This window comes from Pseudomonas sp. Irchel 3H7 (assembly GCF_900187605.1).
Taxonomy (GTDB): Bacteria; Pseudomonadota; Gammaproteobacteria; order Pseudomonadales; family Pseudomonadaceae; genus Aquipseudomonas.
The window spans coordinates 262,765-289,501 of sequence record NZ_FYEA01000012.1 but is presented as its reverse complement, the minus strand read 5'-3'; the positions used below and the strand labels follow the sequence as shown (position 1 = coordinate 289,501).

General features: G+C 60.1%; 21 protein-coding genes and 1 pseudogene. 3 read left to right on the top strand and 19 right to left on the bottom strand.

The features are described from left to right. Positions 1 to 197: 197 nt before the first annotated feature. The 15 genes from mdoH to hutC all read right to left on the bottom strand — a co-directional run bounded on the left by mdoH (position 198) and on the right by hutC (position 19,976). Complete coding sequence (gene mdoH, locus CKW38_RS23350; RefSeq protein WP_095113983.1) at positions 198 to 2,768, bottom strand: glucans biosynthesis glucosyltransferase MdoH; 2,571 nt, start codon at positions 2,766 to 2,768, stop codon at positions 198 to 200. Then, positions 2,761 to 4,572 (bottom strand): glucan biosynthesis protein G, encoded by a 1,812-nt coding sequence (locus CKW38_RS23345; protein ID WP_095113982.1) that lies wholly within the window; start codon positions 4,570 to 4,572, stop codon positions 2,761 to 2,763. Before CKW38_RS23345 ends, mdoH begins: the two co-directional genes overlap by 8 nt. A 274-nt stretch (positions 4,573 to 4,846) precedes the next feature. Further along, entirely contained in the window at positions 4,847 to 5,284 is a 438-nt protein-coding gene (gene dtd, locus CKW38_RS23340; protein WP_007909321.1) for a D-aminoacyl-tRNA deacylase, read from the bottom strand. Next, the gene (pip, locus tag CKW38_RS23335) at positions 5,281 to 6,252 is read right to left on the bottom strand and encodes a prolyl aminopeptidase (RefSeq protein ID WP_008080611.1); all 972 of its coding nucleotides are present in this window, start codon (positions 6,250 to 6,252) and stop codon (positions 5,281 to 5,283) included. The genes dtd and pip overlap by 4 nt, the downstream gene beginning before the upstream one ends. Positions 6,253 to 6,423: 171 nt before the next feature. Beyond that, entirely contained in the window at positions 6,424 to 7,227 is an 804-nt protein-coding gene (gene hutG / locus CKW38_RS23330; protein ID WP_095113981.1) for an N-formylglutamate deformylase, read from the bottom strand. Positions 7,228 to 7,237: 10 nt separating this feature from the next. Continuing rightward, on the bottom strand, positions 7,238 to 8,443 hold the full coding sequence (gene hutI, locus CKW38_RS23325; protein WP_095113980.1) for an imidazolonepropionase: 1,206 nt from the start codon (positions 8,441 to 8,443) through the stop codon (positions 7,238 to 7,240). 355 nt (positions 8,444 to 8,798) lie between these two features. Next, the gene (hutH, locus tag CKW38_RS23320) at positions 8,799 to 10,331 is read right to left on the bottom strand and encodes a histidine ammonia-lyase (RefSeq protein WP_095113979.1); all 1,533 of its coding nucleotides are present in this window, start codon (positions 10,329 to 10,331) and stop codon (positions 8,799 to 8,801) included. 116 nt (positions 10,332 to 10,447) lie between these two features. After that, positions 10,448 to 11,971 (bottom strand): histidine ammonia-lyase, encoded by a 1,524-nt coding sequence (gene hutH, locus CKW38_RS23315; RefSeq protein ID WP_095113978.1) that lies wholly within the window; start codon positions 11,969 to 11,971, stop codon positions 10,448 to 10,450. Between the two features lie 188 nt (positions 11,972 to 12,159). After that, positions 12,160 to 12,990, bottom strand: coding sequence for a glycine betaine/L-proline ABC transporter ATP-binding protein (locus CKW38_RS23310; protein WP_007909304.1), 831 nt, complete (start codon positions 12,988 to 12,990; stop codon positions 12,160 to 12,162). Next, positions 12,987 to 13,838 carry a proline/glycine betaine ABC transporter permease gene (locus CKW38_RS23305; RefSeq protein WP_007949591.1) on the bottom strand — a complete coding sequence of 284 codons (852 nt, stop codon included), beginning with the start codon at positions 13,836 to 13,838 and terminating at the stop codon, positions 12,987 to 12,989. Before CKW38_RS23305 ends, CKW38_RS23310 begins: the two co-directional genes overlap by 4 nt. A gap of 83 nt (positions 13,839 to 13,921) precedes the next feature. Next, positions 13,922 to 14,890: an ABC transporter substrate-binding protein gene (locus tag CKW38_RS23300; RefSeq protein WP_095113977.1), complete on the bottom strand. Its 969-nt coding sequence runs from the start codon at positions 14,888 to 14,890 to the stop codon at positions 13,922 to 13,924. A gap of 70 nt (positions 14,891 to 14,960) precedes the next feature. After that, positions 14,961 to 16,433, bottom strand: coding sequence for a cytosine permease (locus CKW38_RS23295; RefSeq protein ID WP_095113976.1), 1,473 nt, complete (start codon positions 16,431 to 16,433; stop codon positions 14,961 to 14,963). A 122-nt stretch (positions 16,434 to 16,555) separates the two neighbouring features. Further along, entirely contained in the window at positions 16,556 to 18,238 is a 1,683-nt protein-coding gene (gene hutU, locus CKW38_RS23290) for a urocanate hydratase (RefSeq protein ID WP_095113975.1), read from the bottom strand. Between the two features lie 448 nt (positions 18,239 to 18,686). After that, a complete protein-coding gene (locus CKW38_RS23285; protein WP_095113974.1) occupies positions 18,687 to 19,256 on the bottom strand; it encodes a HutD family protein in 570 nt (189 codons plus the stop codon). Between the two features lie 9 nt (positions 19,257 to 19,265). Continuing rightward, on the bottom strand, positions 19,266 to 19,976 hold the full coding sequence (gene hutC / locus CKW38_RS23280) for a histidine utilization repressor (RefSeq protein ID WP_162130175.1): 711 nt from the start codon (positions 19,974 to 19,976) through the stop codon (positions 19,266 to 19,268). A gap of 146 nt (positions 19,977 to 20,122) precedes the next feature. On the opposite strand from hutC, the gene CKW38_RS23275 reads away from it, so the two are divergent. Continuing rightward, complete coding sequence (locus tag CKW38_RS23275) at positions 20,123 to 21,487, top strand: formimidoylglutamate deiminase (RefSeq protein WP_095113973.1); 1,365 nt, start codon at positions 20,123 to 20,125, stop codon at positions 21,485 to 21,487. A 120-nt stretch (positions 21,488 to 21,607) separates the two neighbouring features. Here the strand turns inward: CKW38_RS23275 and CKW38_RS23270 are convergent, their stop codons facing one another. Both CKW38_RS23270 and CKW38_RS23265 read right to left on the bottom strand, forming a co-directional pair. Then, positions 21,608 to 22,177 (bottom strand): lipocalin family protein, encoded by a 570-nt coding sequence (locus CKW38_RS23270; RefSeq protein WP_095113972.1) that lies wholly within the window; start codon positions 22,175 to 22,177, stop codon positions 21,608 to 21,610. A 30-nt stretch (positions 22,178 to 22,207) separates the two neighbouring features. Beyond that, the gene (locus tag CKW38_RS23265; RefSeq protein WP_003220802.1) at positions 22,208 to 22,462 is read right to left on the bottom strand and encodes a hypothetical protein; all 255 of its coding nucleotides are present in this window, start codon (positions 22,460 to 22,462) and stop codon (positions 22,208 to 22,210) included. A gap of 281 nt (positions 22,463 to 22,743) precedes the next feature. Here CKW38_RS23265 and CKW38_RS30710 point away from each other — a divergent pair. Together CKW38_RS30710 and CKW38_RS30705 are read left to right on the top strand one after the other, a co-directional pair. Beyond that, positions 22,744 to 23,778 (top strand): annotated as a pseudogene (locus CKW38_RS30710) (cache domain-containing protein); the annotation flags it as partial. Between the two features lie 93 nt (positions 23,779 to 23,871). After that, on the top strand, positions 23,872 to 24,636 hold the full coding sequence (locus CKW38_RS30705) for a methyl-accepting chemotaxis protein (RefSeq protein WP_371260421.1): 765 nt from the start codon (positions 23,872 to 23,874) through the stop codon (positions 24,634 to 24,636). Positions 24,637 to 24,835: 199 nt separating this feature from the next. Here CKW38_RS30705 and CKW38_RS23255 read toward each other — a convergent pair whose 3' ends face one another. Together CKW38_RS23255 and CKW38_RS23250 are read right to left on the bottom strand one after the other, a co-directional pair. Continuing rightward, on the bottom strand, positions 24,836 to 25,438 hold the full coding sequence (locus CKW38_RS23255; protein ID WP_095113971.1) for a DUF924 family protein: 603 nt from the start codon (positions 25,436 to 25,438) through the stop codon (positions 24,836 to 24,838). A 3-nt stretch (positions 25,439 to 25,441) separates the two neighbouring features. Next, the gene (locus CKW38_RS23250; RefSeq protein ID WP_007909265.1) at positions 25,442 to 26,452 is read right to left on the bottom strand and encodes a class 1 fructose-bisphosphatase; all 1,011 of its coding nucleotides are present in this window, start codon (positions 26,450 to 26,452) and stop codon (positions 25,442 to 25,444) included. Between the last annotated feature and the right edge of the window lie 285 nt (positions 26,453 to 26,737).

The following is a 26,737-nucleotide window of genomic DNA, read 5'->3' as shown; positions in this document are numbered from 1 at the left end:
AACGAAGCTGCACGGTGGACACCTCTTCCCAAGACACAGGCCATCTCCTTCGCGATGAGCAATGTGTCTATTAAAATGTGTCCACCATGTCTCCGAACACCTGTCCACCATGTCTCCGGTACATACAGGGAGAGGGCTAGGGTGAGGGGCTTTTCGGCGCCATAAAAAAACCCCGCTGAATCAGCGGGGTTTTCTCATCAGGCCGGTTGCGCCTGCATACTCACCGGTCGCAGCGGCAGCAACGGCGCATGGGGATCGGCTTTCACCGAAGCCCGCCATGCATCCAGCCACTCAGCGTGACCTTCGGCCCAGACCTGCTCATGCAAACGCGCCAAGGCAACAGGGTCGCTCAGCAGTTGCAAGCGATCATGATTATTCAGCCCGGCCGGGCCAACCTTGATCGCGTGACGCACACGCTCCTGACGCAGCCATTCGATCGGCTCGGCCTGACCGTGACGCGAGGTCGCCAGCGAACACGCCAAAGCGTTCTGCTGCGGATCGACCACCGCGCGGACAAAGCCGTCGTTGAGGGCGTGGTAACGGTTTTCGTGGGTGTACTGGTCGGTCGCCAGCAGCGCCTGTGGCGGATTGTATTCCTCAGGAATGAGGAACAGGCTCTCGTCACGGGACTTCAGGCCCAGACCAACGCGGCTGGAAATCACCGACACCGGGATCGACAGCATCAGCGAACCGACGATCGGCACCAGCCACCAGAGGAAGCTCGGGTTCAGCCAGATCACCAGCAGCGCCCAGCAGAAGCCCAACAGGGTCTGAGGACCGTGGCGTTTGACCGCTTCGCTCCAAGGCGTCGAGTCGTCGTCACGCTGCGGCGAGTTCCAGGTCGCGGCCCAGCCGAGGAACGCGGCGAGGACGAAACGCGTGTGGAAAATCATCCGCACCGGCGCCAGCAGCATGGAGAACAGCATCTCCAGCAGCATCGACAGGGTCACCTTGAACTTGCCGCCGAACTCTTTCGCGCCCTTGGCCCAGATCAGGATGATGCTCAACAGTTTCGGCAGGAACAGCAGCACGATGGTCGTCGAGAACAGCGCGATCGCCTTGTCCGGGTGCCATTGTGGCCACAGCGGATAGAGTTGGCGCGGTTCGAGGAAGTACTGCGGCTCCATCAGCGTGTTCACCGCCAGCAGCGCGGTCGATAACACCAGGAAGAAGAACCACAACGGCGCCGACAGGTACGACATCACGCCGGTGAGGAACACCGCGCGGTGCACCGGGTGCATGCCTTTGACCAGGAACAGACGGAAGTTCATCAGGTTGCCGTGGCACCAGCGACGGTCACGCTTGAGTTCGTCGAGCAGGTTCGGCGGCAGTTCTTCGTAGCTGCCCGGCAAGTCGTAGGCAATCCACACGCCCCAACCGGCACGGCGCATCAACGCGGCTTCAACGAAGTCGTGGGACAGAATCGCACCCGAGAACGCGCCTTTACCCGGCAACGGCGCCAAGGCGCAGTGGTCGATAAACGGCTTCATGCGGATGATCGCGTTGTGACCCCAGTAGTGGGATTCACCCAACTGCCAGAAGTGCAGACCGGCGGTAAACAGCGGGCCGTACACGCGGGTCGCAAACTGCTGCATACGCGCATAGAGAGTGTCCATGCCCGACGCACGCGGCGCGGTCTGGATGATCCCGGCGTCCGGCGTGGCTTCCATCAAGCGCACCAGACTGGTCAGGCACTCACCGCTCATGACCGAATCAGCGTCGAGCACGACCATGTACTTGTAGTCACCGCCCCAACGACGGCAGAAGTCGTCGAGGTTGCCGCTCTTGCGCTTCACACGACGGCGACGGCGACGGTAGAAGATCTTGCCGAAACCTTTGGCTTCGCGGCAGACATCCAGCCAGGCCTGTTGTTCGGCGACGCAGATGTCTGTGTCATTACTGTCGCTGAGCACGAAGAAGTCAAAGCGGTCCAGATCACCAGTGGCAGCAACCGATTCGAACGTTGCTCGCAAACCGGCGAATACACGCGGTACGTCTTCGTTGCAGATCGGCATCACCAGCGCGGTACGCGCGTCTTTGGCAATCGGCTCGTTGCCGGCGCTTTTGCCCGAGATACGGTATTTATCGTGACCGGTGAGCAACTCGAGGAAGCCCATCAGCGCCGTCCAGAAACCAGCCGACACCCAGCAGAACAGAATCCCGAACAGAATCAGAATGCTGGTTTGCAGCGCATACGGCAGCACTTGCGTGGCGGTTTGCAGCAGCGGTTGATGCAGGACTTCTTCCAGATCGACGAACGACCAGCCCTGGTACGGCATGATGCCTTTCATGTACCAGCCGGCGACGATGGTCTGACCGAGCATCAGCAGCAACAGAATGTAGCGGCGGATCGAGCCGACGGTGCGCCAGCGCGCGGCCGGCAAGACGTTTTCGTCCTTCGGCGGCTGCGGCGGGTTGGTACGACCGGTCATACGGCGCCAGCCACGCACCAGAATATTGGTGCGCCACGGCTCCGGCACGACCTTGGTCCGACGGATCGGCGGCGTCGCCTTCATGCTGACGCGACCGCTGGCGTCGAGCACCAGCATCTCCGCGTCTTCAAGTTCTTCGGCGGTGCTCAGGGTCAGGCGCTTGCCCACCGAAGCCTGGGCGGCTTCGGCAGGGGCGTCGAACGTCGAGGACGACAGGCGTTCATGCAACTCGCTGAACGACTGGCAGCCCGCGAGTTCCGCGCGCTGCTCGTCGGTCATCGGCAGATGCGCCAGATACTCGGAAAGAGTCTCTGGCTGTACTTGAGAGTTACTCATCGGCAGGCAACTGATAGCTCCAGGTCTCGGTCAGGACTTCTTCAGTCGGTGCCGATTCCGGTGTGGCTGGGGCCGCGTCGGCAGCAACAGGCTGCTTGGCGTCTTTGTTGGCCTTGTCCTTGGCATCTGCAGCTGGCTTGGCGTCGGCCTGTTTGGCCTCGGCGGCCTTGGCTTCCTTGTCGAGTTTCTCTTGTTGCTTGGCGGCAACCTTGTCGGCCTTGGCAACGGACGAGTTGGACGCCGGCACCGATTTCGCCAGATCAGCAGTCACGACTGGCTGAACCAGGGCGGCACGCATCTCGGTCGACTTGCTCGCGTCCTTGATCTTCATGCGCAGGGTCAAGCGCCAGCCTTTGGTTTCCGGGTTGTAGCGCACGCTGTTTTCAACCAGCTCGGCGTTGTCACCAACACTGACCTGACTGCGCACGTCGGCATCCGGGGTCAGCGCGGCCAGCGATGGACCTTCGAAGTCGACCAAGTAGGCAACGCTGCCATCCGGCTGACGGATCAGGTTCGATTGCTTGACGTCACCGGTCGAACGCAGAGTCTGCGAAACCCAGGCGCTGTCCGGCGCATGAATCGCCGCTTCGTCCATGGTCCAGTGCATGCGGTAGGCGAATTCCAGCGGCTGACCCGGCTCCGGCATTTTTTCCGGGCTCCAGAACGCAACGATGTTGTCGTTGGTTTCGTCGGCGGTCGGAATTTCTACCAGATCAACGGTGCCCTTGCCCCACTCGCCCTTCGGCTCGATCCAGGCGCTTGGGCGCTTGTCGTAGCGGTCGTCGAGGTCTTCGTAGTGGCTGAAGTCGCGGCCACGTTGCAGCAGACCGAAACCACGCGGGTTCTCTATGCTGAAGTTGCTCACGGCCAGGTGTTTCGGGTTGTTCAGTGGACGCCAGATCCACTCGCCGTTACCGGCATGGATCGACAGACCGCTGGAGTCGTGCAGTTCACGACGGTAGTTGAGGACTTTCGACGGCTGGTTGGCGCCGAACAGGAACATGCTGGTCAGTGGCGCGATGCCCAGTTTGCCGACCTTGTCACGCAGGAACATCTGCGCTTTGACGTCGACAATGGTGTCGCTGCCCGGACGCAGGATCAGACGGTAGGCACCGGTGGCACGCGGCGAATCCAGCAGGGCGAAGATCACCAGATGCTTGTCGCCCGGCTTCGGCTGTTGAATCCAGAACTCGCGGAAACGCGGGAATTCCTCACCCGACGGCAGCGCGGTATCAATCGCCAGACCACGCGCCGAGAGGCCGTAGGTGTGGCCCTTGCCGACAACGCGGAAGTAACTCGCGCCGAGCATGGTCATGATTTCGTCTTGCTTGTCAGCCTTGTTGATCGGGTACAGCACACGGAAACCGGCATAACCCAGTTGTTCGGTGGCTTTCGGATCGAATTTCAGGTCGCCGAAATCGAAGCGCGTCGGATCGTATTTGATCTCTTCGACGGTGTTCGCTGTGATTTCGTTGATTTTCACCGGTGTATCGAAGTGCATACCTTGGTGATAGAAGGACAGTTTGAACGGGGTTTTCTGATCAGCCCACTCAGCCTTTTCGGTGAGGAAGCGGATTTTCTGATAGTCCGCGAACTTCATGTCGCGGAATTCGTTCGGCAGATTGCTGCGCGGGGCTTCGAACTTCTGCCCGGCCAGTTCTTTCGCCTTCGCCGATACATCGTCAAGATTGAACGCCCAAAGCTGGCCGGCGCTGAGCAGGCACAGGAGCGCCGAACCCGCTACCAGGGCACTTCGCATGCGTTTGGCAGACATTTTTGCTGCATTACAGGGACTAACAATCACGAGCAACCCTCGCCGAAAACAGATCAAAAAACCAACGGCCAGCTATCTATATGCCAGGTTGGCGAGCATTGTTCCGACTCCGCTGGGGCAAAATGATTCCCCAATCGGATCCGGACAAGTCTCTACCTAAGTGAAAATGGATCAGCGAACGCTGATCCCAGTGCGCGCGATTATCTAGTAGCCCGCATGACAACGCATCAGGGGTAACAAAGTATTTATCGCGAAAACACCCTAAAAACGGTCGAAATTTCCCAAAAAGGTGTTTCAAGCGCTTTCAGGTCTGTAACAAAAAGGTAACCGGGCCATCGTTGACCAAATGCACCTGCATATCGGCGCCGAATCTACCTGATGCCACAGTGCCATGCACCTGTTTCGCACTGCTTAATAGATAGTCGAACAATTCCTCGCCCAACGCCGGTGGCGCGGCTGTCGAAAAGCTCGGGCGCAACCCGCTTTTGGTGTCGGCCGCAAGGGTGAACTGCGAGACCAGCAGCAACCCGCCACCGACATCGGCGAGGGACAAGTTCATCTTGCCCTCCGCATCACTGAATACCCGATAGTTAAGCAGCTTATGCAGAAGTTTGTCGGCGCTGGTACGCGTGTCGTCGGGTTCGACCGCCACCAGCACCAGCAAACCGTGATCGACCGCCCCGACTACCTCACCCGCGACTTCAACCCGCGCACCGCGTACCCGCTGTAAAAGCCCCTTCATGCTTCTTCGGGCGGCAGGTCGAGCAGGCGCCGAGCCATATTGCCCGCGGCGCGCACCAGTGCATCGGTGATGCCCGGTTCGGATGCGGCGTGGCCGGCATCACGGATCACCTGCAGTTCGCTGTTCGGCCAGGCTTGATGCAGTTCCCAGGCGTTGTCGAGCGGGCAGATCACGTCATAGCGACCGTGAATGATCACGCCGGGCAGATGGGCGATCTTGCCCATGTCGCGAATCAGCTGGTTCGGCTCAAGGAAGGCGTTGTTGGTGAAGTAATGGCATTCGATCCGCGCAATCGACAGCGCGCGCTGCGGCTCGGAGAAGCGATCGACCACCAGCGGGTTCGGCCGCAGGGTCGCGGTGCGCCCTTCCCACGTCGACCAAGCCTTGGCCGCGTGCATCTGGGCGATCTGGTCGTTGCCGGTCAGGCGCTTGTGGAATGCGCTAAGCAGATCGTCGCGCTCGTCCAGCGGGATTGGCGCAATGTAATCCTGCCAATAATCGGGGAACAGACGACTGGCACCGGCCTGATAGAACCACTCGATTTCCTGCGGACGGCAGAGAAAGATCCCACGCAGGATCAGACCGTGAACACGCTCAGGGTGGGTTTGCGCATAGGCCAGCGCCAGGGTCGAGCCCCACGAGCCGCCGAACAGCACCCATTTGTCGATGCCCAGGTGTTTGCGGATGCGCTCAAGGTCGGCAACCAGATCCCAGGTGGTGTTGTTTTCCAGGCTGGCGTGCGGCGTGGAGCGCCCGCAACCGCGCTGGTCGAAGGTTACAATGCGATACAGGTTCGGATCGAAATAGCGACGGCTCTGCGCGTCGCAACCGGCGCCGGGGCCGCCATGAATGAACACAACCGGCAAACCCTCCGGTGAACCGCTTTCGTCGACGTACAGCGTATGGGTGTCATCGACAGCCAGATCGTGCCGGGCGTGAGGTTTGATCTGCGGAAACAAAGTCTGCATTGCGCGCTCCGTAAGGGGTCGAGGTCATCCCTGGGGGGACTTCTATTATTCTGCCGTTGGGCATCATAAACCCGATTTACGTCAATGAGCATGCTCCGGGGCCTGATCGTTCTCACGCTCTGCGTGGGAACGATCAAGATCGCAGCCTTCGGCAGCTCCTACAGGGGTGAGTCAGCCGCGGTAGTGTTTTTCGCCCCAGGCCAGATAGCCCTGCAGCAATTCCTTTAGTACCACCCGCGTTGGCTCGGCGAGGTCAGGGCGATAGCGGAACGGTTCGAACTCTTCCATGTAGGTGCTCTGGCACAACTCCAGTTGCACCGCGTGGATGTTCTCGGCCGGGTTGCCGTAATGACGGGTGATGTGGCCGCCCTTGAAGCGTCCGTTCAGAACATGACTGTAGTTGCTATGACCAGCGCAGATCGCTTCCAGTTGCGCGGCCAATTGCGGATCACAACTGGCGCCATTGAAGGTGCCGAGGTTGAAGTCCGGTAGTTTGCCGTCGAACAGGTGCGGGATGATTGAGCGGATCGAGTGCGCGTCGAACAGCAGCGCGTAACCGAATTCGGCCTTCAGCCGTGCCAGCTCTTCCTGAAGCGTACGGTGATACGGCGTCCAGATCTGCTCCAGATAAGTCGCGCGTTCTTCTTTCGACGGCTCGTGGCCTTCGCGGAACAACGGAATGCCGTCGAACAGCGTCGCCGGGTAGAGCCCGGTGGTAGCGCCCGCATACAACGGTTTGTCGTCGGACGGCCGGTTCAAATCGATGACAAATCGCGAGTACTCGGCAGCCAACGTACTGGCGCCGAGTTCTTCAGCAAAATCGTAAAGCTGCGGGATGTGCCAGTCAGTGTCAGGCAGGCTTTTCGCATCGGCGATCAACCCGGCTTCCACCGCTGGGGTCAGGCGCACACCGGCGTGAGGCATGCTGATCAGCAGCGGCACGCGTCCTTGTTTGAAGTTCAGAACCTTATCCACAACCGCCCTCCTACAGATTTGATTCGACGCCGTGACGCACGACGCGTTTGTCCAGATCACCGCCGAGCCAATAGGCCAGATCCGCCGGACGATCAATGTGCCAGGCAACGAAATCCGCGACCTTGCCGACTTCCAGCGAACCGTGGGTGTCGGCCATGCCCAGCGCTTGCGCGGCATGAATCGTCGCACCGGCCAGGGCTTCCTCCGGAGTCATGCGGAAGCAGGTGCAGGCCATGTTCAGCATCAGCCGCAACGACAGCGCGGGCGAAGTGCCGGGGTTGAGGTCGCTGGCGATGGCGATTTTCACCTTGTGCTTGCGCAGGGCGTCCATTGGCGGCAATTGGGTTTCACGCAGGAAGTAGAACGCGCCCGGCAGCAGCACCGCGACGGTGTCGGACTCGGCCATGGCGATGGCGTCGGCTTCGTCCATGAATTCCAGGTGATCGGCGGACAACGCCTTGTAACGCGCGGCGAGGCTGGAGCCATGCAGCGACGACAATTGTTCGGCGTGCAGTTTCACCGGCAGACCGAGTTTTTGCGCGGCGATGAACACGCGCTCGACTTGCTCTGGCGAGAACGCCAGGTATTCGCAGAACGCATCCACGGCATCGACCAGTCCTTCGGCAGCCAGAGCGGGCAGCATCTCGCTGCAGATCAGATCGATGTAGTCGTCGGCACGATCTTTGTATTCCGGTGGCAACGCGTGGGCGGCCAGGCAGGTGCTGCGTACGCTGATCGGCAGCTCTTTTTCCAGGCGACGGATGACACGAAGGATTTTGCGTTCGTTGACCAGATCGAGGCCGTAACCGGACTTCATTTCAACCGTGGTCACGCCGTCACGCATAAGGCTTTTCAGGCGCTTGGCGGCGCTGGCGAACAGCTCGTCTTCAGTGGCCTCGCGAGTCGCGCGCACGGTGCTGGCGATGCCTCCGCCGGAAGCCGCGATTTCGGCGTAGCTGACACCTTGCAGGCGCTTTTCGAATTCGCCGCTGCGGTTGCCGCCGAACACCGTGTGGGTGTGGCAGTCGATCAGGCCGGGCGTGACCCACGCGCCTTGCAGGTCATTGACCGCCGGGTATTCGCCGGATGGCAGTTGATTACGCGGGCCGATCCACTCGATGAGCGCACCGGACGTCACGATGGCCGCATCCTCGATGATCGAGTAGACGCCCTGCGCCATGGTTGCGACGTGGCAGTGTTGCCAGAGGGTTTTCACTGTTGGCCTCCGTTGTGTTTGGTTTGGTGGGTAGCCTCTGAAAAGCCCCTCACCCTAGCCCTCTCCCGGAGGGAGAGGGGACTGACCGGGTTGTTCTGTCGAGGTACACCGACCTGAAAGTCTTGAGCCGAACTCAGGTTCTGAAAACCATGAAGATCGGCTCCCTGCTCTCGCCAGGAAGAAGCAGGACTGACCGGGTTGCTCTGTCGAGGTACATCGACCTGGAAATCTTGAGCCGAACTCAGGCTTTGAAAACCACGAAGATCGGCTCCCTTCCCCCTCTCCCCCTTGGGGGAGAGGGCTGGGGTGAGGGGGATCGATGTCAGTAACAACAAAGCTCTCCCTGAAAAAACACTTACAAACTAGGCAAAAGTTTCGCTGGAATCAGCTCGGTCAGGCACCGCGAAGCCAACAATTCAGTCGCCGCATTGATATCCGGCGCAAAGAACCGATCTTTCTCATAGAACGGCACTTCCTTACGCAGAATCGCCCGGGCCTGCTCCAGCTTCGCCGAGGTCTTCAGACCGTTACGCAGGTCCAGTCCTTGCACCGCCGCGAGCCATTCCACCGCGAGAATCCCGCGGGTGTTTTCAGCCATTTCCCACAGCCGCTTGCCAGCCGCCGGGGCCATCGATACGTGGTCTTCCTGGTTAGCCGAGGTCGGCAGACTGTCCACCGAATGCGGATGCGACAAGGCCTTGTTCTCGCTGGCCAGCGCCGCTGCTGTCACCTGAGCGATCATGAAACCGGAATTCACGCCGCCATTGGCGACGAGGAACGGCGGCAGCTGCGACATGTGCTTGTCCATCATCAGCGAGATGCGGCGTTCGCTCAGCGAGCCGATCTCGGCGATGGCCAGGGCCATGTTGTCAGCAGCCATGGCCACCGGTTCGGCGTGGAAGTTGCCGCCGGAAATCACATCGCCTTCAGCGGCGAAGACCAGCGGGTTATCCGATACGGCGTTGGCTTCGACCGCCAGTACTTCAGCGGCCTGACGGAACTGGGTCAGGCAGGCGCCCATGACTTGTGGCTGGCAGCGCAGCGAGTACGGATCCTGCACCTTCTCGCAGTTCTGGTGCGAGTCGGAGACTTCGCTGCGCTCGCCGAGCAGATCACGGTACGCAGCGGCAGCATCGATCTGACCTTTCTGGCCACGAGCCGCATGGATACGCACGTCGAACGGCGAACGCGAACCCAATACCGCTTCAACCGTCAGACCACCCAGCGCCAGCGCGCCCGCGAACAAATCTTCACCTTCAAACAGACCACGCAGCGCGAACGCCGTGGAAACCTGAGTACCGTTAAGCAGCGCCAGACCTTCTTTCGCCGCCAGCGTCAGCGGCGTCAGGCCAGCCACTTTCAGCGCTTCGGTGGCTTCCATCCACTCACCCTTGTAGCGCGCCTTGCCCTCGCCCAGCAGCACTAGCGACATGTGCGCCAACGGTGCCAGATCGCCCGAAGCGCCCACCGAACCTTTCAGCGGAATATGCGGATAAACCTCGGCATTGATCAGCGCGATCAGCGCATCGATCACCACGCGGCGAATACCGGAGAAACCACGGCTGAGGCTGTTGACCTTAAGCACCATGATCAGCCGCACCAGCTCATCACTGATCGGCTGGCCAACACCGGCGGCATGGGACAGCACCAGCGAACGCTGGAGGTTTTCCAGGTCCTCGCTGGCGATGCGCGTCGAGGCCAGCAGGCCGAAACCGGTGTTGATGCCGTAGGCGGTGCGGTTCTCGGCGAGGATCTGCTCGACGCAAGCGACGCTGGCTTCGATCTGCGCCGAGGCGCTGTTGTCGAGCGTCAGCTTGACCGGGTTCTGGTAGACGTCACGCAGTTGGGCCAGGCTCAGTTGGCCGGGAATCAGGTTCAGCGCAGTCATTTTGTGCTCCTTTTGAGAGTTTGTTATTAACTCGCCAGACGCTCCGGAGATGTCCGTTGTCCGTCGCGTCTCGCCTTTTGGGGAGTCGCGCCTTGGCACGCTGGCGTGGGTATTTTTCAGTGCAAATTCGGTAAAACGTTGCCCAGCACATTCGGGGCTTTCAACACGCTCGCGGCGGCGGCGATATCCGGCGCCAGCCAGCGATCCTGATCGTAGGCCGGGACCGTTTCGCGCAGCAGTCGCCACGCGCGGTCAGTGCCCGCGCCGAAGCGCTGTTCCTTGAGAAATTCAAAGGCCTGCGCCGCCAGCAGATATTCGATGGCGAGAATCTGCGTGCAGTTTTCCAGCGCACGATGCAGCTTGAGCGCAGCGTTGGTGCCCATGCTCAAATGGTCTTCCTGCAGGCCCGAAGTGATGTAGTTGTCGAGCACCGCCGGTTGCGCCAATTGGCGGTTTTCCGCACACAGTGACGCAGCGACGTACTGGACGATCATCATCCCGGAGTTCACCCCCGGATTGGCCACCAGAAATGCCGGCAGACCGCTAACGTGCGGATTCACCAGACGATCCAGACGACGTTCGGCAATCGAGCCGATTTCTGCCATGGCAATCGCCAGCAGATCCGCCGCCATCGCCACCGACTGCCCGTGCGGGTTGGCTTGCGACATCACCCGGAAGTTGTCCGGCGTGCCTAGCAACAATGGGTTATCAGTGCAGCCGTTGAGTTCGGCCTCGACCTGCTTGATTGCATGATCGAGCTGATCGCGCGCGGCGCCGTGAACTTGCGGGATCGAACGGATGCTCAGCGCATCCTGAGTGCGAATGCCTTTGCTCGACGCAATCACTTCGCTGCCATCGAGCAAGGCGCGCAGATTGACGCCAACCTGCTGCATGCCCGGATGCGGTTTCAGCGCGATGATTTCAGCGTCGAACGCATCGATCTGGCCGCGCTGGGCTTCAAAACTCATCGCGCCGATGACGTCGGCCCATTGCACCAGACGCGTCGCGTCGGCAATCGCCAGACAGCTGAGGCCGGTCATGCACGGCGTGCCGTTGACCAGGCACAAACCGTCTTTTGCGCCGAGCTGAACCGGTTGTAACCCCTCTTCGGCCAGCGCTTGTTGCGCCGAGGTGATCTGCCCGCGATAGCTGACATTGCCGACGCCGAGCAACGCGATGCCGATGTGCGCCATGTGCGTCAGGTAGCCCACCGAACCTTGCGACGGCACTTGCGGGGTGATGCCGCGATTGAGCAGCGCCAGCAGGGCTTCGACGACCCGGCGATGCAGGCCGGATTTGCCGTGGCTGTAGTTGTGGATCGCCGCGCAGATGATCGCGCGAGTCTGCTCGTCGGCAAGCACCGGGCCGACGCCACAGGCGTGGCTGAGCAAGGTGTTGCGCGAGAGCTGGCTGAGTTGTTCGTCCTGCAGCGAGACGTTGGACAAACCGCCCAGGCCGGTGTTGACGCCATAGGCGCGCTCGCCGCTTGCGACGATGCGCTGGACGATGCCTTGGGCGTTTTCGATGCGCGCCCAGGTGTCGCTGGACAGCTCCAGAAGCGCGCCATGACGGGCAACGGCGACCAAGTCCTGCCAGCGCAGAGGGGCGCCGGTGATAACGATTTTTTCAGCCTGGAACATCTAAAACCTCAACCGTAATATTGATGCAGCTTTACCGGCCTCATCGCTGGCAAGCCAGCTCCCACAGGATCTCCAGTGTTCACACAATCTCTGTAGGAACTGGGCCTGCGAGCCCTCATTGTTCACACAACCCCTGTGGGAGCTGGCTTGCCAGCGATAGGGCCAGTCAGTGCACTGCATAATTCAGATCAAACCACCGCCGCCCGCCGCTGCACGAACCGGTCAACATACTCATCCGCCGGCGAATGCAGAATCTCGCGCGGCGTACCGACCTGAATCAGGCGACCATCCTTGAGAATCGCAATGCGGTTGCCGATACGCACCGCCTCGTCGAGGTCATGGGTGATGAAGACGATGGTCTTGTGCAGGGTCTTTTGCAGCTCCAGCAACTGGTCCTGCATCTCGGCGCGGATCAGCGGATCCAGCGCACTGAACGCTTCGTCCATGAGGATGATGTCGGTGTCCGCCGCCAAGGCGCGCGCCAGGCCGACACGCTGGCGCATGCCGCCGGAGAGCTGGTGCGGGTATTTGTTTTCGTAGCCTTTGAGGCCGACGGTGTTGATCCAGTGCAGCGCGCGTTCCGAGCACATTTGCTTGCTCTCGCCACGGACTTTCAGACCGTAGGCGACGTTGTCGAGCACAGTCTTGTGCGGCAACAGGCCGAAGCTCTGGAACACCATGCTGATCTTGTGCCGGCGAAATTCGCGCAGGGCATCCATGTCGTATTGCAGGATGTCGACGCCGTCGACGAGGATCGCGCCGCTGGTCGGGTCGATCAACCGGTTGAAGTGGCGCACCAGTGTCGATTTTCCGGAACCGGACAGGCCCATGATCACAAAGATCTCGCCAGTGCCGATGCTCAGCGACAGGTCGTTAACGCCGACCACGCAACCGGTTTCACTCAGCACCTGATCCTTGGTCTTGCCCTGACCGACCATGGCCAGCGCATCCTTGGCGCGGTTGCCGAAAATCTTGAAGACGTTTTTGACTTCGATCTTGCTCACGGTTGCGTTGCTCATTTGCTCACCTCATGCCGTGGCCGACCGTACGCCTGAGTAATGCGGTCGATGACCACTGCGAGAATCACGATCGCCAGACCGGCCTCGAGGCCACGTCCGACGTTGAGGGTCTGAATCCCCACCAGCACATCTTCACCCAGACCACGGGCACCGATCATCGAGGCGATCACCACCATCGACAGGGCCATCATGGTGGTCTGGTTGATCCCGGCCATGATGCTTGGCAGGGCCAGCGGCAGTTGCACGCCGAACAGTTGCTGCCAGCGGTTGGCGCCGAACGCATTGATCGCTTCCATCACTTCGCCGTCGACCTGGCGAATGCCCAGATCAGTCAGGCGAATCAGCGGCGGCGCGGCGTAGATCACCGTGGCGAAAATCGCCGGGACCTTGCCCAGACCGAACAGCATCAGCACCGGGATCAGGTACACGAAACTCGGCATGGTTTGCATGATGTCGAGCAGCGGCATCAGCACCGAACGCAAGCGATTGCTGCGCGCCGAGAGAATCCCCAGCGGAATGCCGATCAGCACCGAAATGATCGTCGCGACCATCATCAACGCCAGGGTCTGCATGAGCTTGTCCCACAAGCCAACGGCGCCGACGAGGAACAGCAGACCGACGATGACTGCTGTGGTCACGACTTTACGCGTGGCATGCCAGGCAACCACACCAACGATCGCCAGCATCAACCACCACGGCGCTGCGCGCAGCAAGCCTTCGAGGTTGACGATGGCCCAGAGCAGGGTGTCGGAGATGTGGCGGAACACATCACCGTAGTTGGTGACCAGCGAATCGACCCAACCGTTGACCCAGTCGGCGATGGAAAAGGTAAAGCTTTCGGGAAACATAAGCGGCTCTCAATCAGAAATCTCAATCAAGCGTTTACGGCATATCCCCCGGCCAGCCTCACGGTTGACCGGGAGGTATCGACCTACAGCGCCGCGTCGATTTTCTTGGCAGCGTCTGCACTGACCCACGCATGCCAGACTTCAGGATGTTCCTTGAGGAAGATTTTCGCCAGTTTTGGCGACTCGATACGTTCCTTGGCCATGCGGCCCAGGTTCTGGTTCAGCAGATCGATCGGCAGGTTGACCTTTTCCAGCACGGCGACCAGTTCCGGGGCCTCGTCGTGGAAGGTTTTCGACAGACCGACCTTGATGCTCACGGTCTTGTCGACGCCCGGTTTTTCTTCGAGTTTGACCAGATCCACCTGGCCCATCAGCGGGGTTGGCGACCAGTAGTAAAACAGGATCGGCTCGCCACGCTTGTAGCTCGACAACACTGCTGCATCCAGCGCAGGACCGGTGCCCGGGCGGAAGTTGGTGTAACTGCTTTCGAGGCCGTAGCTTTTCAGCATTTCGCTGTTGTCGAGTTCGCAGGTCCAGCCGGCCGGGCAGTTGTAGAAACGGCCCTTGGACGGCTCTTCAGCGTCCTTGAACACGGCGGCGTATTTGCCCAGGTCAGCGATGTTTTTCAGGTCTGGAGCTTTCGGCTCAAGCTTGCGCTTGGCGTCGCCTTCGATCACATAGCGCGGCACGTACCAGCCTTCCACCGCGCCCACTACCGGAGCGCCGACGCCGACGACCTTGCCGGCCTTCTCGGCCTTGTTCCAGACCTCGCTGCGGCCGACCCATTCTTCGGCGAACACTTGAATATCGTTGCTGCTCAGGGCGTTTTCCATGGTGATGGAGTTACCCGGCAGGCTGTCGGTCTTGCAGTCGTAACCTTTCTCCAGCACCACTTGCAGGACGTCGGTCAGCAGCATGCCGCTTTCCCAGTTCAACCCGGCGAACTTCACCGGTTTGCCCGATTCGCACCAGCCCACGGCCTGGGTCGCACCGGCACTGGCCAGCAGGCCCATGGACAGCAATGTGGTCAGCAGGGTCTTGTTCGATTTCATTGTTGTGACGCTCCTAATCATGAATTGGCTTACGGCAGTCAAGAGGCATCCAGCCCTGTCCACGTCCAAATCAGGCCTGCGCCGCAGCACGACCGGCCCCGCTTGTTTTAGGTTGTACAACGCTGTTCTGCTCGACCGGCAGAATCAGTTGATCGGGCACCGCGCTGTGCCATTTTTTTGCACACACGTAGTAGACGACGGCCGGCAGCACCAGGCCGATGATCCAGGAGATATCGACGTCACCGAGGGCGGCCACCAGCGGACCGGTATAGAACTTGGTGGAGATGAACGGCAACTGCACCAGCACACCGAACACATAGACGCTGATGCCGAGCAGGTTCCAGCGACCGTAGCGGCCATTCGGGTCGGCCAGCGCCGGCACGTCGTAGCGCTCACGGGTGATGCAGTAGTAGTCGACCAGGTTGATCGCGCTCCACGGGGTGAAGAAGGCGAGCAGGAACAGGATGAAAGACTTGAACGCACCGAGGAACGAGTGCTGACCGAGCAGCGCGATCAGAGTAGCGGCGCCGACGATCACCAGCACAAACACCAGCCGCTGCATCCGGGTCACCGTCAGATGGCCTTTGAAACCACTGATGATGGTCGCGATGCACATGAAGCTGCCGTAGGAGTTCAGCGTCGAGATGGTCACCTTGCCGAACGCGATGCTGAAGTACAGCAGCGCCGCGGTGGCACCGGTGCCGCCCAGGCCGACGATGTAGGCGACTTCGTGACCGGCGAACTGACCGTTGGAGGAAGCCGCGGCGAACACGCCGAGGATCATCGCCACTTGTGCGCCAACCACAGAGCCGGCACCGGCGGCGAAGAATGTTTTGACCGCCGAGGTATTGCTCGGCAGGTAACGGGAATAATCAGCCACGTACGGGCCGAAAGCGATCTGCCAGGAGGCCGCGAGCGACACCGCGAGGAGGAAGCTGCTCCAACTGAAATGACGGATCTGCAGAAGTGCGCCGACGTCGGTCTGGCTCATCAAACGCCAGAACAGGAACACGAAAGCGATCACGCCAATGACGCTGGCAACGCGGCCGATCCAGTGGATCACCCGATAACCGAGCACCGTCACCAGCACGATGACGCTGGCAAAAATCAGGATGCCGACACTGTCGCTGACGTTAAACAACTGCCCCAGCGCCTGGCCGGAAAGCACGGTGCCCGTCGCGGTGAAACCCAGGTACATCAGGCACACCAGCACGATCGGGATCGCCGCGCCGTAAACGCCAAACTGCACGCGGCTGGAGATCATCTGCGGCAGGCCCAGCTTCGGGCCTTGCGCGGCATGCAGCGCCATCACCCCGCCGCCCAGCAATTGACCGATCAACAGACCGATCAACGACCAGAACACATCACCGCCGAGCACCACGGCCAAGGCCCCGGTGACAATCGCGGTGATTTGCAGGTTGGCGCCCATCCACAGGGTGAACTGGCTAAACAGACGACCGTGTCTTTCCGCTTCCGGGATGTAGTCGATCGAACGCCTTTCGATCAACGGTTTGTTGCCTGCACGATCGGTGTTGACAGCCATGATTCAACCTCTGTGGATTGTTAGATTCTCTGTGGGAGCTGCCGCAGGCTGCGATCTTTTGATCTTGAAAAACCAACATCAAAAGATCGCAGCCTGCGGCAGCTCCTACAGGGGTTTTGCATTTATTTGCCGGTAATCATCGGCAGGTTCAGGCCCTGTTCCTTGGCGCAGTCGATGGCGATCTGGTAACCGGCATCGGCGTGGCGCATGACGCCGGTAGCCGGGTCGTTGTGCAGCACGCGCGCGATGCGCTCGGCCGCTTCGTCAGTACCGTCGCAGACAATCACCATGCCCGAGTGCTGCGAGAAGCCCATGCCAACGCCGCCGCCGTGGTGCAGGGAAACCCAGGTCGCCCCGCTCGCAGTGTTGAGCAATGCGTTGAGCAATGGCCAGTCGGACACGGCGTCGGAACCGTCCTGCATCGATTCGGTTTCACGGTTCGGACTGGCGACCGAGCCGGAGTCGAGGTGGTCGCGACCGATCACAATTGGCGCCGACAACTCGCCGCTGCGAACCATCTCGTTGAAGGCCAGACCGAGCTTGGCGCGCAGGCCCAGGCCAACCCAGCAGATACGTGCCGGCAGACCCTGGAAGCTGATGCGCTCGCGGGCCATGTCCAGCCAGTTGTGCAGGTGGGCGTCATCCGGGATCAGCTCTTTGACCTTGGCGTCGGTTTTGTAGATGTCTTGCGGATCACCCGACAGTGCCGCCCAGCGGAACGGACCGATGCCACGGCAAAACAGCGGACGGATGTAGGCCGGTACGAAGCCCGGGAAATCGAACGCGTTTTCGACGCCTTCTTCCTGTGCCATCTGACGGATGTTGTTGCCGTAGTCGAAGGTCGGGATGCCTTGCTTCTGGAATTCCAGCATGGCTTTGACGTGCACAGCCATCGACTGCTTGGCGGCTTTGATCACAGCGGCCGGTTCGGTCTTGGCGCGGGCGCGGTACTCGTCCCAGGTCCAGCCGGCAGGCAGGTAACCGTTGAGCGGATCGTGGGCACTGGTCTGGTCGGTGACCATGTCCGGGCGCACGCCGCGCTTTACCAGTTCCGGGAGAATTTCTGCGGCGTTACCCAACAGGGCGATGGAGATCGCTTTGCCTTCCTTGGTGTATTTATCGATGCGCGCCAGAGCGTCGTCGAGGTCTTTGGCTTGCTCGTCGACGTAACGGCTTTTCAGACGGAAATCGATGCTGACCTGCTGGCATTCGATGTTCAGCGAGCACGCGCCGGCCAAAGTTGCCGCCAGAGGTTGTGCGCCGCCCATGCCACCGAGGCCAGCGGTGAGAACCCACTTGCCGGTGAGGTTGTCGTTGTAGTGCTGGCGACCGGCCTCAACGAAGGTTTCGTAGGTGCCTTGGACGATGCCCTGGCTGCCGATGTAGATCCAGCTGCCGGCGGTCATCTGGCCGTACATGGCCAGGCCTTTGGCGTCGAGTTCGTTGAAGTGTTCCCAACTGGCCCAGTGCGGGACGAGGTTGGAGTTGGCGATCAGCACGCGTGGCGCATTGGCGTGGGTCTTGAATACGCCGACCGGCTTGCCGGATTGCACCAGCAGGGTCTCGTCGTCATTCAGGTTGGTGAGGCTCTCGACGATCTTGTCGTAGCACTCCCAGTTACGCGCGGCGCGACCGATACCACCGTAGACCACCAGCTCTTTCGGGTTCTCGGCAACTTCCGGGTCGAGATTGTTCATCAGCATGCGCAGCGGCGCTTCGGTCAGCCAGCTCTTGGCGGTCAGCTTGTTGCCGCGGGCGGCGCGGATCTCAACGTTGCGAAACTTTGTAGGCTTATTGTCAGTCACGAAAAAGACTCCTCAGCGATCAATTCAAACCAACCCTGGCAGTGGGCAAGCAGCCTGTGCGCTTCGATGCGCGACAAGCGAATCAGTGGACGCTGCGGAGAGTCTCGAGCGACTCATACGCATACGTCTTTACTTGTACATACAAGCATATGCAATCAAGCGGCCAACTTGTTGGAGGGTCGTTCAAGAAAAATCGCCGGCAAGGCTGGAGAGCGCCTGAATCAAGGGTTCAGGCGTGGATGAATTTTTTCCTGGGGATGATTTAGGGAGGCGGGGCTTTGTTACATGAGCGTGGTTTTGCGCCACGCTGGGGCGTTCGGTAACAAGTTGGTGCGTGGTTGGAAACACCCCAAAAGCAAAAGATCGCAGCCTTCGGCAGCTCCTACACTGGGTTTGATGTACACCCTGTAGGAGCTGCCGAAGGCTGCGATCCTTTAAGATTTCTGAATCAGCGTCCAGTCAGTTCAATGACGCAGCAACCCGCATTGGTGGAGACTTCGGCCAGACCGCTGTTGCCGTCCAGTTGCAGGCAATCATGTCGCCCCAACTGCGAAACACTGTCACCGATCCGGACTTCCAGCAACTCACTGACACTGAACACCAACACCGTCCCCGCCGAGCTGAAGAAACGCTGCTCACCGTCCAGCCACTGCAACCGCGCGCTGTAACGCTGCGGCGTATAGATCAGGTTGAAATCGCGAATCGCACCGCCGAGCAGCGTGCACGACACCTGGCTTTCACCGCTAAAGGCAAACGGGTCGAGCGGTAACAGCGGCCGCGTATCGTCGCCGTCAACGCACAAGGTCATGCCGTCACCCTGCAACACGGTGATCACCCGCTGATAACCGGCGAATGTTGAAAAACCACCGGATTCGGCGATGTCGGCAATCGACAGACGCCAGCCAAAACCGTCCAGCCCGGCACCCGCGTCACGGGTGATTTCTTCAGTGCTGCCGCCGCCGTTTTTCCACGGCATGCGCGGGTAGCCTTCGGCGCGTAAAACCTTCAAACCATTCATTTATGCTCTCTATTTATGGAACCGCCCTTCCAGACGATGACGGGAACCCGGGTGAATCAATCGTGCAGCGGTAACCGGCTGACGCCCCGACCACGTGCGGCGACGAATCAACAAGCACGGCTCACCCTTTTCAATCTGCAGCAACTTGCACTCTGAGGATTCGGCGAGGATCGCTTCAACCACGTGCTCGCCCTCGGTCAGCGGCGCCACCTGGTTCAGATAGGCGTACGGCGTTTGCAGAGTGAAATCCTGTTTGAGGTATTCCGGAGCGACCAGCGCGTTGACGAAACGGTCTTCGATTTGCACCGGAATGTCGTTTTCGTAATGCACGATCAGCGAGTGGAAGACCTTCTGCCCTTCGCGCATGTCCAGCGCCAGCGCACGCTCGGAACCGGCGGCCTCTTCTTCGAGGGTGATCACCTGGCAGGTGTGGCGATGGCCACGGGAGGCAATTTCGTCGGCGATGTTGTGCACTTCGAACAGCGCGGACTGGCTCTTCGGTTCGGCGACGAACGTGCCGACGCCTTGCATGCGCACCAGCAGACCGTCGGCGGTCATCTCGCGCAGGGCACGGTTGATGGTCATGCGGCTGAAACCGAGTTGATTGACCAGCTCGCTCTCGGACGGCACGCGGTAGTGCGGCGGCCAGTTTCCGCTGTCGATCTGCTGGGTGATCATCTGTTTGACGCGGGCGTACAAGGGCGCCGGACTGTCGCCCATGTTCGCGGCCAACGGGGAGACTGGAGGCGGAGTCGGCACGGTTGATCCCTGTTCATTGGATGAAAGTGGCTAGCTTGCCGGAGTTTACCGGGCAGGCAAACGTCTGTATATGTATATACAAATAACACACGATGGGGTGCTGAACCATGTCCGCCTTCTTTGCCGAACGCGCGCTGCTGCCTAACGGATGGGCCAACAATGTACGTCTTGAGGTCAGCGCCGAGGGCTTGCTGACCCGAATCCAGGCCGATTCCACCGCAGATGGCGCTGAACGGCTGAGCGGCCCGCTGCTGCCGGGCATGCCGAATTTGCACTCCCATGCCTTCCAGCGAGCGATGGCAGGTCTGGCTGAAGTGGCCGGCAATCCGAACGACAGTTTCTGGACCTGGCGCGATCTGATGTATCGGCTCGTCGGAAAAATCAGCCCGGATCAGCTCGGCGTGATTGCCCGTCAGCTGTACATCGAAATGCTCAAGGCCGGTTACACTTCGGTCGCTGAATTTCACTATGTGCACCACGACAGCAATGGTCAGCCGTATGCCGATCCGGCTGAATTGGCGTTGCGCATCAGTCAGGCCGCAAGCGAAAGCGGCATTGGTCTGACCCTGTTGCCGGTGCTCTACAGCCACTCCGGTTTTGGCGGCCAGACGCCGAATGACGGCCAGCGCCGCTTCATCAACAGCACCGAAAATTACCTGAATCTGCAATCGCGTTTGCAGCCGTTACTGGCGCAGCAAAAGGCGCAGTCGTTGGGCCTGTGCTTCCACTCGTTGCGCGCGGTGACCCCGCAGCAGATCAGCGAAGTCTTGGCGGCCAGCGACAAGCAATGCCCCGTGCACATTCACATCGCCGAACAGCAGAAAGAGGTCGATGACTGCTTGAGTTGGAGCGGTCGGCGTCCGCTGCAATGGCTCTACGAAAATACCGAAGTCGATCAACGCTGGTGTCTGGTGCACGCCACCCACGCCAACCCGGAAGAAGTCACGCTGATGGCCAAAAGTCGCGCCATCGCCGGGCTGTGCCTGACCACCGAAGCGAATCTCGGCGACGGAATTTTCCCGGCGGTGGATTTCCTCGCCCAGGGTGGGCGCATGGGTATCGGTTCCGACAGCCATGTCTCGCTCAGTGTGGTCGAGGAATTGCGTTGGCTGGAATACGGCCAGCGCCTGCGTGATCAGCGGCGTAATCGCTTGTATGGCGCGGATCAGCCGATGGTTGGACGTACGTTGTATGATGCGGCGCTGGACGGTGGTGCGCAGGCGATGGGGCAGCCGGTTGGTGCGCTGGAGGTGGGCAAGCGTGCGGACTGGATTGTGCTCGATGGCAGCGATCCGTATCTGGCGACGGCCACGGGTGACGGGATTTTGAATCGCTGGTTGTTTGCCGGCGGCGATCGGCAGGTGCGCGATGTGCTGGTCAACGGCCAGTGGGTTGTACGTGATGGCCGGCATGCTGGCGAAGAAGACAGTGCTCGCGCGTTCACCCAAGTCCTGCGCGACCTTTTAGGCTGACACACATAACCCAATGTAGGAGTGAGCCTGCTCGCGATAGCGGTGTATCAGTCACATATTTATGGCTGACAAACCGCTATCGCGAGCAGGCTCACTCCTACAGGGGGTTGGCGGTGTTCTTTAGTTTGAAGTCTTGGCCATCTGTCGATCAGTCGCACGCCAGATCAGTCGCGTCGTGTCATAACCCTGCTGACGCGCCTTGCTCAGCAGCTCTTCACGCACCACACCGTTGACGGTCGGCGTGCGTGACAGCAACCACATGTACTTGCGACTCGGGTCGCCGACGATGGCGGTCTTGTAGTCATCGCTGACGTACAACACCCAGTATTCGCCTTTTGCCACACCCGGAATCAGGCGTGAGAACCAGGTATCGAATTCGACCCAGAGTTTATCGGTCTTGCCCGGCACCTGTGGATAAGCCGTGCCCTTGGCCTCTTCCCACTGCCATTGCGGCGTCAGGCAGCGATTGAGCACCGCGACATTGCCGTCAGGTTTGAGGGTGTAATGGGCTTCGGACTGCGCGCAATTGCGCTGGAAGTACATCGGCAAGCGCGCCAGCTCATACCAGGTGCCCTGATAACGCTTGAGATTGACGCTGTTGACGGTTTTCGGCGCCAACGGGTCTACGCCGGAAGTGGCGCAGCCGGCCAGTACCAGGCCGGCAAAAAGGATCAGCAATAACCGCTTCATTTTTCTTCTCCGTGGGCGCGAAGCCCCGGTTTACTTCAGGCCTTGGCCGGAAAACATCAGCACTTTGTCACCGGCATACTGCACGCTGATAAAGCTGTTCTTGTCGCCCCAGGTGCAACTGGACATGCCGAGCGCGCCCGAGCAATCGGTGGGCTTGCCGAGCAGAGTCTCGACTTCGGCCTTGGCCATACCGGCCGAAAGCTTCGAATAGTTTTCCTGATTGACCTTGCTGCATGCGGCCAACAGCACGCAAAACGTCAGAAGGGCGATAGATCGCAGCGACATGGTGTAACTCCTGGAACGAGGGGGGATGGCATGGTGCCAACCAGAAGCTTAGAAGAGAAAACCCTCATCTGGTTCCGTGGGCGGACGGCTATTTATTAGCCCGCCTGTCTGGCATTTGCCGATAAATCAGACACTTTGTAGGGCTATTGAGCATTTCGTCGCCTTTCGCCAAAGACGCCTAATCTTTGGCGCGTCGCGGTCGAAATAAGAGCAGCGCAAAGCCCCCGAGTGTGGCAAATTGCCGCCCTTTCTTGACCAGCCCCTTCGCGGTAGTTCATTCGATGACCAGAAACATGAAATTCAGCCACAAGATCTTGTTGGCTGCCGCCCTCGTGGTGGCCGTTGCGTTCGCCTGTTTCATTTTCTTCAACGACTATCGACAGCGCGAAGCCTTGGGCAGCAGCACCGAAGCCTCGATGCAGGAACTGGGCAGCCTGACCACCAGCAACATCCAGACCTGGCTGGAAAGCCGCATTCAATTGCTGCAATCGCTGTCGCAGCAAGTGGCTGTCGACGGCAACGCCCCCGCCAGCCTGAAACGCATCATCGACCTGCCCGCCTACACCGGCAATTTCCAGCTCAGCTATTTTGGCGGCGCCGACGGCGTGATGTTCTCCGTGCCGGCCGGCAATCGCGCGCCGGATTACGATCCACGCGCACGCGGCTGGTACAAAGCCGCCAACAGCGCGCAACAGACCATCGTCACCGAACCGTACATCGCCGCGTCCTCGGGCAAACTGGTAATCACTGTCGCCACCCCGGTGCAGCGCCAAGGCCAGATGCTCGGCGTCGCCGGTGCCGACATCGACCTGACCAGCGTCAGCGCGATCATCAACTCGCTGAACTTCGGTGGCCACGGCCACGCGTTCATCGTCAGTGCCGATGGCAAGATCCTGATCCACCCGGACAGTAAACTGGTGCTCAAGACCCTCGCCGAGGCCTACCCGAACGGCGCACCAAAAGTCAGCCCGGGCCTGAAAGAAGTCGAGTTCGACGGCAAGACGCAGTTGATCTCCTTCACCCGCGTCAACGGCGTGCCGTCGGCCGACTGGTACGTGGCGCTGGTGCTCGATAAAGACACCGCGTTCGCCATGCTCAGCGAATTCCGCACCTCGGCGCTGATCGCCATGGTTATTGCCGTGGTAATCATCATCGCCCTGCTCGGCATGCTCATTCGCGTGTTGATGCAACCGCTGCTGACCATGGGCCGCGCGATGCACGACATCGCCGAAGGTGAAGGCGACCTGACCAAACGTCTGGTGATCCACGGCAACGATGAGTTCGGCGCACTGGGCACCTCATTCAACCGTTTTGTTGAGCGCATTCACACTTCGATTCGTGAAGTGTCCTCGGCCACCGGCCAGGTCAACGAAGTCGCCCTGCGCGTGGTCGCAGCGTCGAACTCGTCGATGTACAACTCCGATCAGCAAGCCTCGCGCACCAACAGCGTGGCCGCGGCGATCAACCAACTCGGCGCCGCCGCGCAGGAAATCGCCCAGAACGCCGCCCTCGCCTCGCAGCACTCCAGCGATGCGCGCAGCCTCGCGGTCGACGGCCAGCAGGTTGTCGATAAAACCATCCACGCCATGCAGCAGCTGTCGGCGAAGATCAGCGATTCGTGCGGCAACATCGAAACCCTGAACAGCAACACGGTGAACATCGGCCAGATTCTCGAAGTGATCACCAGTATTTCCCAGCAGACCAACCTGCTCGCGCTCAACGCCGCGATCGAAGCGGCGCGTGCCGGTGAAGCCGGTCGTGGTTTCGCCGTGGTTGCCGACGAAGTGCGCAACCTCGCGCACCGCACCCAGGATTCGGCGCAGCAAGTGCAGAAGATGATCGAAGAGCTGCAAGTCGGCGCGCGCCAGGCGGTCAGCATCATGACCGAGAGCCAGCGCGAGAGTGAAAGCAGCGTCGGCATCGCCAACCAGGCCGGTGAGCGGTTGGGCAGCGTGACTCAGCGTATCGGTGAGATCGACGGGATGAACCAGTCGGTGGCCACCGCGACTGAAGAGCAGACCGCTGTGGTCGAGTCGATCAACGTCGATATCAACGAGATCAACACGCTGAATCAGGAAGGTGTGGAGAACTTGCAGGCAACGTTGCGGGCGTGTTCGGATCTGGAGCAGCAGGCGGCGCGGTTGAAGCAGTTGGTGGGTAGTTTCAGGATTTAAAGATCAAGGGCTTTACCCCCTCACCCCAGCCCTCCCGAAACGTCGGACCGCCCCCAGGGGGGCGAGGGGGAAAGGGAGCAGATCTTCAAGCCTTTCAAAACCTGAGTTCGACTCAGGTCTCTCAAGTCGATGTACCTCCAACATCCACCTCGGTCAGTCCCCTCTCCCCCTGGGAGAGGGCTAGGGTGAGGGTAAGCCCTTAAAACCTTGACCCAGGCTCAGAAAGAAACACCAACTCTTCAGCCGTAGACTCCCGCCCCAACACCGCATTGCGATGCGGAAACCGGCCAAACCGCGCAATCACCTTTTGATGCCGCTCGGCATAATCCAGATTATCCGCAAACACCGCCCGCTCCGACTCCGGCTGTTCAGCCACCAGCTCGATAAATCTGGAAACCGCCTCATTCTGCACCGCGAGGTTTTCGCAGTGTTCGAACACCAGATAAATGAATACACGCTGAATCGGTTTCAACTGCCGATCGAAATCCGCCGCAATGCCTTGGGCAACGAGTTTCTGCGCGCGCAGATCACCGGAAAACGCTTTGGGAGTGTCGCGAAAGATCATTCGCGGCAATTGATCGAGCAACAGCACCAGCGCCAGCCAACCTTCGGGACGTTGCGTCCACTCGGTCAATTCGCCGGCCAGGGCCTGATCGACAAAGACCCCGAAACGCGTCTGCGCTTCGAGGTCTTGGCTGTCTCGCTTACCGAACCACAACTTGCCCTTGTCAGCCGCTATCTCGTCGGGGGATTCGGCGTGTCCGAACCACCAATCGAGCAACGGCTGCCAGGGCGCGGTCATGGTTTATTCCTTGTGGTAAGCCGTAGCGCGAGCGACTTCTTCTTTCGAGCCGAGGAAGACTGCTACGCGCTGGTGCAGGCCTTCAGGCTGGATGTCGAGAATACGCTGATGACCGTCGGTGGACGCGCCGCCCGCTTGTTCAACGAGGAACGACATCGGGTTGGCTTCGTACATCAGACGCAGTTTGCCTGGCTTGGACGGCTCACGGCTGTCGCGCGGGTACATGAACAGACCGCCACGGGTCAGGATGCGGTGTACGTCGGCAACCATCGCCGCGACCCAACGCATGTTGTAGTTCTTTTTCAGCGGACCTTCTTCACCGGCCAGCAGCTCGCCCACGTAGCGTTGTACCGGGGCTTCCCAGTGACGCTGGTTGGACATGTTGATCGCAAATTCCTGGGTCGATTCAGGAATGGTGATGTCTTCGTGGGTCAGCACGAAGCTGCCCATTTCGCGGTCCAGGGTGAAACCTTTGACGCCGTCACCGAGGGTCAGTACCAGCATGGTTTGCGGGCCGTAGATCGCGTAACCGGCGGCAACCTGCTGGGTGCCTGGCTGCAGGAACGCTTTTTCGTTCAGCGGCTCGTTCTGGCTCAGGTATTCGTTCGGGCAACGCAGTACCGAGAAGATGGTGCCGACCGGGGCGTTGATGTCGATGTTCGACGAACCGTCCAGTGGGTCGAATACCAGCAGGTACGCGCCTTTCGGGTATTTGCCCGGGATCTGGTAGGCATTGTCCATTTCCTCGGACGCCATGCCGGCCAGGTGACCGCCCCATTCGTTGGCTTCGAGCAGGATCTCGTTGGAGATCACGTCGAGTTTCTTCTGCACTTCGCCTTGGACGTTTTCAGTGCCCATGCTGCCCAGAACACCACCCAGGGCGCCTTTGGACACGGCGTGGCTGATTTCTTTGCAAGCACGCGCCACCACTTCGATCAGGAAACGCAGATCGGCAGGAGTGTTATTGCTGCGGGTCTGCTCAATCAAATAGCGACTCAGGGTAACGCGGGACATGGACGGCTCCGGTGGAATGGGGGGCTAAAAACCCGCGCAGTTTACAGGGAGTCTGAAAACGTAGCGAGCGAAGACGCCCGGTAACGTGCGTTGGGGTGTAATTGCCTGCATGAGACGTGAATGTGGGTGGAGAGTTCAGGTAGCGGGTTTAGCGTAGACCGGTTCGGGACGGATGGTGGTTGAGTGATAGCGGCGGTTAGAGGATTTTTGTTGATTGATCGGCCGTCATCGCTGGCAAGCCAGCTCCCACAAGGACTTCGGTCGTTCATCTATTTTGTGTACACC

What these genes read in the sequence shown, in the direction of transcription:
- mdoH (WP_095113983.1), bottom strand. Translation starts at nt 2,768, where the DNA reads ATGAGTAACTCTCAAGTACAGCCAGAGACTCTTTCCGAGTATCTGGCG.
- dtd (WP_007909321.1), bottom strand. Translation starts at nt 5,284, where the DNA reads ATGAAGGGGCTTTTACAGCGGGTACGCGGTGCGCGGGTTGAAGTCGCG.
- pip (WP_008080611.1), bottom strand. Translation starts at nt 6,252, where the DNA reads ATGCAGACTTTGTTTCCGCAGATCAAACCTCACGCCCGGCACGATCTG.
- hutH (WP_095113979.1), bottom strand. Translation starts at nt 10,331, where the DNA reads ATGACTGCGCTGAACCTGATTCCCGGCCAACTGAGCCTGGCCCAACTG.
- hutH (WP_095113978.1), bottom strand. Translation starts at nt 11,971, where the DNA reads ATGTTCCAGGCTGAAAAAATCGTTATCACCGGCGCCCCTCTGCGCTGG.
- CKW38_RS23310 (WP_007909304.1), bottom strand. Translation starts at nt 12,990, where the DNA reads ATGAGCAACGCAACCGTGAGCAAGATCGAAGTCAAAAACGTCTTCAAG.
- CKW38_RS23305 (WP_007949591.1), bottom strand. Translation starts at nt 13,838, where the DNA reads ATGTTTCCCGAAAGCTTTACCTTTTCCATCGCCGACTGGGTCAACGGT.
- CKW38_RS23300 (WP_095113977.1), bottom strand. Translation starts at nt 14,890, where the DNA reads ATGAAATCGAACAAGACCCTGCTGACCACATTGCTGTCCATGGGCCTG.
- CKW38_RS23295 (WP_095113976.1), bottom strand. Translation starts at nt 16,433, where the DNA reads ATGGCTGTCAACACCGATCGTGCAGGCAACAAACCGTTGATCGAAAGG.
- CKW38_RS23285 (WP_095113974.1), bottom strand. Translation starts at nt 19,256, where the DNA reads ATGAATGGTTTGAAGGTTTTACGCGCCGAAGGCTACCCGCGCATGCCG.
- hutC (WP_162130175.1), bottom strand. Translation starts at nt 19,976, where the DNA reads ATGGGCGACAGTCCGGCGCCCTTGTACGCCCGCGTCAAACAGATGATC.
- CKW38_RS23275 (WP_095113973.1), top strand. Translation starts at nt 20,123, where the DNA reads ATGTCCGCCTTCTTTGCCGAACGCGCGCTGCTGCCTAACGGATGGGCC.
- CKW38_RS23270 (WP_095113972.1), bottom strand. Translation starts at nt 22,177, where the DNA reads ATGAAGCGGTTATTGCTGATCCTTTTTGCCGGCCTGGTACTGGCCGGC.
- CKW38_RS23265 (WP_003220802.1), bottom strand. Translation starts at nt 22,462, where the DNA reads ATGTCGCTGCGATCTATCGCCCTTCTGACGTTTTGCGTGCTGTTGGCC.
- CKW38_RS30705 (WP_371260421.1), top strand. Translation starts at nt 23,872, where the DNA reads ATGTACAACTCCGATCAGCAAGCCTCGCGCACCAACAGCGTGGCCGCG.
- CKW38_RS23255 (WP_095113971.1), bottom strand. Translation starts at nt 25,438, where the DNA reads ATGACCGCGCCCTGGCAGCCGTTGCTCGATTGGTGGTTCGGACACGCC.
- CKW38_RS23250 (WP_007909265.1), bottom strand. Translation starts at nt 26,452, where the DNA reads ATGTCCCGCGTTACCCTGAGTCGCTATTTGATTGAGCAGACCCGCAGC.